The sequence below is a fragment of the Leptolyngbya sp. DQ-M1 genome, from assembly GCF_039962505.1.
GTDB lineage: Bacteria > Cyanobacteriota > Cyanobacteriia > Leptolyngbyales > Leptolyngbyaceae > Leptolyngbya.
The window spans coordinates 21,872-28,357 of the sequence record NZ_JAMPLJ010000021.1 but is presented as its reverse complement, the minus strand read 5'-3'; the positions used below and the strand labels follow the sequence as shown (position 1 = coordinate 28,357).

4 protein-coding genes are annotated in these 6,486 nt (G+C 49.4%); all 4 read right to left on the bottom strand.

The features are described from left to right. Window positions 1–503 precede the first annotated feature (503 nt). Genes NC981_RS24495 through NC981_RS24480 form a run of 4 tightly spaced genes read right to left on the bottom strand, consistent with a single transcriptional unit; the run spans window position 504 to window position 6,257 of the window. Window positions 504–950 carry a response regulator gene (locus NC981_RS24495; protein WP_348245425.1) on the bottom strand — a complete coding sequence of 149 codons (447 nt, stop codon included), beginning with the start codon at window positions 948–950 and terminating at the stop codon, window positions 504–506. A 2-nt stretch (window positions 951–952) separates the two neighbouring features. Continuing rightward, a complete protein-coding gene (locus NC981_RS24490) occupies window positions 953–1,555 on the bottom strand; it encodes a response regulator (RefSeq protein ID WP_348245424.1) in 603 nt (200 codons plus the stop codon). Then, window positions 1,527–4,127, bottom strand: coding sequence for a PAS domain S-box protein (locus tag NC981_RS24485; protein ID WP_348245423.1), 2,601 nt, complete (start codon window positions 4,125–4,127; stop codon window positions 1,527–1,529). The genes NC981_RS24490 and NC981_RS24485 overlap by 29 nt, the downstream gene beginning before the upstream one ends. 15 nt (window positions 4,128–4,142) lie before the next feature. Then, a complete protein-coding gene (locus NC981_RS24480) occupies window positions 4,143–6,257 on the bottom strand; it encodes an ATP-binding protein (protein ID WP_348245422.1) in 2,115 nt (704 codons plus the stop codon). Window positions 6,258–6,486: the final 229 nt, after the last annotated feature.

Below are 6,486 nucleotides of genomic sequence, written 5' to 3'. Positions count from 1 at the left end.
GCTGCACGTTGGGAGTTGGATGAGGGGGATCTGTACAAAGCGTTAGGCGATTTGCGGAAGAAGGGTATTGTGGTGTCGATTTCTAGCCGACTGAATCTCCAACTCTCCTAAAGCACCCGAAGCGCTCTGCATCTCGACTTTCTGCCGACTGTGGCAACTGATCAAAACGAGCAGCTGAGCTTGATGCAACAACTGATAAGCCCTAGGCAGGTGCCTAGGGCTTCTTCTAATAAATGCCAGCGTGAATAGAGGAGCTAGCGGTTTTGAATATGCTTCTATCATGAACGAAGCCGGTTCTCTAGGGCTAGGGTTAACTTACCCAATTTGTTCCTACTTTCACTTGGGTAGCAGCTAGCGGATGCACAGGTTCTCAGCCCGGACCTTCTGCGGGTGCGGCAACGAACCAAAACGTTGAACCACTAATGAGTTAATACTTTCTGGTCTTCTTCTTTAACGAAGGCAATCAGTAGGATCTCGAGCATAGAACGCCCAGATGTCCCTATCTAGGAGATATCGATTTGCGGTTTCTCGTTCAGCACAAGCCAATGAACGTGCAGTGTGTTCACAATTTCTACAAGCTGGTTAAAGCTAACGGGTTTGACCATGTAAGCGTTCACTCCTAAGTCATAAGTTCGGTTGACATCCGCATATTCCCTTGAGGCAGTCAGCATCACGACGGGAATGCGCTTCAATCCGGGTTGTTGACGTAACCAAGCCAGTACTTCAGCTCCAGAGCGACGAGGAAGTTTCAAATCGAGCAGAATCAGCATCGGAAGTGGATACTGAGCGCGATCCTCAAACGGCGGTTGTCCGGCCAAGTAGGCAATCGCTTGTTCTCCGTCGTTGATGATATGCAAGTCAGCAGCAATCTCAGCTTTACGAAACGCCCGCTGAATTAATAAAACCTCTTTAGGATCATCTTCAACCAGTAAAATTGGGGGCACATCCATTGTCACGAGTTACTTGATTTGTGTGAAGGATTCTCAGGCAGTAGGTCTTGTAGCAATTCGCTTGCCGTTTGAGCAGCGCGGTAAATCTGCTGGAAGTCGGTTTGGTCAGCCTGAGAACGAGATGTACTTCTCTCGAGTAACCGTGAACTGAGTGACAGAATTGTTTGCAGCGCTTCGTTGAGATCATGAACGCGAATGTTGGTATACCGTTCTAGCTCAGCACGGATTCTAACATTCTCGAGCGAACGACTGACAGCAGCAGGTAGACGAGCATAAGCATCCGATCGTTTGAGAATGTAATCGTCTAGTCCAAGCTTCATCGCCTCGACGGCGATTTCTTCCGTGCCTGTGTTGGTGAACATAATCACTGGAAGGGTTGGATCTTTCTCCTTGATGGCGAGAAGAACGTCAATCCCTGTTGTCCAGCGAATTTGGAAATCTGTAACCACCAAATCAAAATTTTTCTCTCGAATGGCGCGATTTAAGCCGCCCTGGTCGAGAACCTCTTGAATTTGCAGATTGGAGAAGGTTTGTTTGAGCGCGCGAATCGCCAAGGCACGATCGCCTGGATTGTCATCAATTAAGAGAATGCGAATTTGAGTCATGCGGAGAATCAATCTGGTTAGATGCAAGGGGTAACACAATCCAAAATCGGCTACCGTGACCCAGTTGAGACTCTACCCCAACTTGCCCACCCATGCGATCGATGCCTTTCCGGACAATCGCCAAACCAATGCCTGTTCCCGGAAACGTTTCGATGCCATGTAACCGCTCAAACACACCAAAGATGCGATCTTGATATTCGGGTGCGATACCGATGCCATTGTCTTCGATCGTTAAGCTTACCGAATTTTTTTCAACCTGAGCCGCGATGATTATGGCAGGCTGGTTTGACGGCTCCACGAATTTGAGCGCATTGCTGATTAAGTTTGTGACCACTTGAATCAAAATTGGGCGGTTAGCAATTACCGAGGGCAGCGGAGACTGAATCTGAACGACTGCGTGACGCTCTTCAATTTCGCGCTGTAGTTGACGCAGGGCAGCATCAACCACGGCATTCAACTCTGTCGGTTGCAAATTGATTTGCGTTCGACTCAGCCGGCTATAGCTCAGCAAATCATCAATCAAGGTGCCCATCTGCACCGCACTATCGGAAATGCTCTGAATGTAGGTATGAGCGAGATCATCGAGGTGAGTGCCGTAATCTTCTTCTAATGCCTGAGCAAATCCTTGCATAATTCGGAGGGGAGCTCGTAGGTCGTGTGAGACCGAATACGTAAACGCTTCTAGCTCTTGATTAATTTCCGTTAGTCGCGTGGTTCGATCCTCGATGCGTTGTTCTAAGGTAGCGTTGAGCTGCTGCAATGCAATTTCAGCCGCTTTGCGCTCGGTGATGTTGAGCATCACGCCAAGCAGACGGATCGGTTGTTCGGTGTCGTTATAAACCGCTCGTCCGCGTGCAGAAATCCAATGCACGCTGTCATCGTCCCAAACAACGCGAAAGTCTGAGAAGTAGAACGACCGAGTTGAAATCGCGGATTGAATCGCCTGCTCGGTTGCCTCAATATCGTCAGGATGCACGCGATTTCGCCACGTTTGATAGTTGGGTTCGCAGCCGTGTGGTTCATAACCTAAAAGCCGAAAGGAATTGTCATTCCAGATCACCTGTTCAGTAAGCAGGTTCCAATCCCAGGTTCCAATTCCCGAGAATTCCATTGCCGATCGGAATCGTTCTTCACTTTGGCGCAATGCTAATTCAGCTTGTTGGCGTTCGGCTTCCAATCGCTTTCTGTGATCGATGTCTTCGATGACAGAAATAAAATACTTTGGCTGTCCATCAGAGTCACGCACTAGCGCTACTGTTAAGTTGATCCATACGATCGAGCGGTCTTTGCGGATGTAGCGTTTCTCTATCGAATAGGTCTGGATTTCTCCTGCTATCATCTGCCGCATATAGCTCAGATCAAGGTCGAGGTCGGCGGGATGGGTGATGTCTTGAAATGTACAAGCCAACAATTCTTCGTAGCGATACCCGACAATTTCACAGAGTTTTTGATTGACTCGTAGCCAGGTGCCGTTTGGCGCAACTTGAGCAATTCCGACCGCTGCTTGATTAAATGTCACTTTGAACTGCTGTTCACTCTCGCGCAGGGCGACCTCAATTCGTTTTTGCTGGGTAATATCTTCCACAGCAATGAGAATGCCTTTGACCCTTGCGGAGTTGTCTTGCCAGGGCTGCACTTCCCAACGCAAAAATTGTTCGGAGCCATCAAGCAATACGTAGCGATCTTCATCACATTTTTCGCTGTGTCCCGCCAACCCGCGTTGATGAGCGGCTCTCCATCGTGCAGGCTGGTTTGGAAACAGATCGTAATGCGACTTGCCCAATACCGATTCGATCGAGCCGGGGTGGTAATCCTCGATCCAGCGCTGACTAACCGCAAGATAGTGCATTGTTTCGTTAAACATCGCAATGCTCGCAGGCGCATATTTCACAAATGTCTGAAGCCTCTCTTCCCGTTCCCTCAGGCTTCGCTCTGCTTGCTGTCGTTGTGCTTCATTGCGTCTAACCAGTTCCGCCAGTAGCGCCAGTAAGATTAAACTTGTCCCAGTGATGAGCGTAAAGGTGAACAGCGCGGAGCTTAAGTGTTGCTGCGATTCTGCTGTTCGTTGCTGCAATTGATCCGTTTCTTGGCGCTCGAGGACGGCGATTTGCGTCCGAATGTTGTCCATAATCCGCTTGCCACGATCCGACCGAACAATTCGCAGCGCCTCATCAAATTTGCCTGTGCGACGGAGCTGAATGGTTTGATTTAATTCGGTCAGTTTTGCCGTGATCGCTTGCTCTAGTACTTCAATTTGTTGCGGCTGCGTGGTTCTTGTCTTTAATTGCTTTAGCGTCTGGACTTGCTCACTGACCCGAGTGATCGCGCTGTTATACGGCTCCAAATACTGGTCTTGCCCAGTCAGCAAATACCCGCGTTGTCCAGTTTCCGCATCTTTAAGTGTTGAGAGCGTGTCTTCTAGCACAGCAATAACCTGGTGGCTCTGGCGCACGAGTCGCTCATTATCAACCAGCCGGAAGATGTTGCGGTAGGAAATCACACCATTGATTAACACCAGCACTAGCGTAATGCTGAAGCCAGCATTGATCTGCCGAACCAACGATTGCTTCATATCATTTGCTTCATCTTATTTCAACGAGGAATGAGCAAGCACGAGAACTGCTTCAATTAAGGCTGCCGGATCGATCGGTTTCGCTAAATGTCGATCGAATCCTGATTCTAATGCCTGCTGCTGATCATTCTCAGTGGCATAAGCGGTTAATGCAATAGCGCGAGTCGAAAGCGCAAAATCTTGGCGAATTCGTTGTAAGAGCTCATAGCCATTAATGTCAGGCATACCAATGTCGCTGATAATCACATCAGGGTTCGCTTCCCTAATCTGGTCTAACGCAGCTTGAGCGGACGATGCCATGGTTACAATCGCGCCTGCTTGCTGGAGAACGAACGCCACAAACTCGCGCGAATCCTGTATATCATCGATTACCAGAATGCGAATGCCACTTAAATCCCCGTCTTGGTGGTCGGGCAGGGTAGGAGTCGGATTGATGAGTTGTGGCGATGCGATCGGGAGCCTCACTGTGAACGTTGCTCCTCGTCCCACCCCTGGACTGTCCGCCCTTACCGTCCCCCCATGTAGTTCTACCAGTTCCTGCACAATTGCCAGCCCCAGTCCAAGTCCGCCAAATTGACGAGTTGTCGTGTTGTCTTCCTGCCGAAACGCCTCAAACAGATGCGGTAGAAACTCCGGCGCGATGCCCTTGCCGGTATCGATGACTTGCAGTTGGGCATACCCCCCCCTTTGAGTGAGCTGCACTTGAATTCGTCCGCCTTCCGGTGTGAACTTCACAGCGTTAGAGAGCAAGTTCCCAACAATTTGCTGCAACCGTCCTGCATCTCCTCTAATCGCGCCAACATGAACGGCGAGCGAGGCTTCAACATGAATTGATTTTGCCTCAGCGGCAAGCTGAATTGTTTCGAGGGCATTCGCGACGATTCCGGCTAAATCGATCGGCTCAACGGTCAAGACCAGCTTGTTGCGTAGAACGCGTGAGATATCGAGCAAGTCATCGATCAGTTGTGCCTGTTGCTGAGCGTTCCGCTCGATCGTACCCAAGGCTTCTGCAGCACGTTCTGGCGTGAGTTTGCCCATTCGCAATAGCTTTGACCAACCGAGAATGGGATTGAGTGGAGTTCGCAGTTCATGCGACACCACCGCTAAGAGCTCGTCCTTAATGCGATTCGCTCGTTCTGCGGCTTCGCGAGCCGCTTGTTGCTCTGCTATCAGCCGCATGCTTTCAGCTTCATGTTGTTTTTGGAAGTCAATATTGGTACAAGTGCCAAACCATTTCACCACCTGTCCTTGTTCGTCTCGAAACGGCACTCCCTGACCTAAAAACCAGTGGTACGTCCCATCGAAGTGACGGAAACGGTATTCGATCTCGTAAGAGTTACCACTCTTTACAGAAGCAAGCCACCGCTCACGGGTGCGATCTCGATCATCTGGATGGACAATGCTGAGCCAATCCAAGCTCAATAACTGTGATGAAGTTAAGCCTACAAAGTCACAGAAGCGCTGATTAACGTATTCGTTTTGTCCATCCGATGTTGTCACCCATACCAACTGGGGAATTGCTTCTGCTAGCACACGATATTGGGATTCACTTTCGTGTAACCGAGCCTCAATCTGTCCGCAATCTGGTTCTGATTCGAGTTGCATCCGTTCGGTTGCCTCAATTCCTTTGACATTGCACACTGTGCTCATTGCCGATTCAGGGAATTGGATTCTTTGACATGCAGGCGTTGTACCGACAAGGTGTACTGATTCAGTGGGCGAAATGAACGGAGTAATCGTAACGGCAACAGCATAAGGGGTATGTTCCCCACAGCGAAATAATGGTTGAGCGTCAAGTTTGACCCATACCAAATCGCCATCAGGTTTATAAAATCCCATTTTGACGTTCAAACACGGCTGTGCAGACTGGAGTGCCAGGAGCACTGGATGCATCTGATGAGGAAATGGAGTCCCATCCGGATGAATCATGTGCCAGAACAAATTTGGCGATGAGGTGTCTTGCAGTTGGTCGAGTGTCATCCCTAAAATGAGTTGAGCTGCCTGATTACAAGCAGTGATGGTGCCATCTGCTATTTGCAGCAAGATTCCGGTTTCTTGACGGGCTAGACTGGATGAATTGTCGTGATTCTGCGGCATTGAGATCATTTTGTATTGCAATCTAGTTTCCATCACTAACCTTGTAGGCTGATTGGCGTAAAAGTGCTGCTACTGCTCATCCTGAGAAATGGGAATGTCACAACGTCTGAGCACCGACGCGTTTGAATCAATATTAAGCAATTCCTCTAGCAGTACTTTAAGTTGCCGCAGTGCAAGCGGAAATGGCATAGTTCGATTGCGTTCCCAGCCATTATTGTACGACTGTGGTCACAAGTGTGACGGCAAATAGCGATCGCGTCAG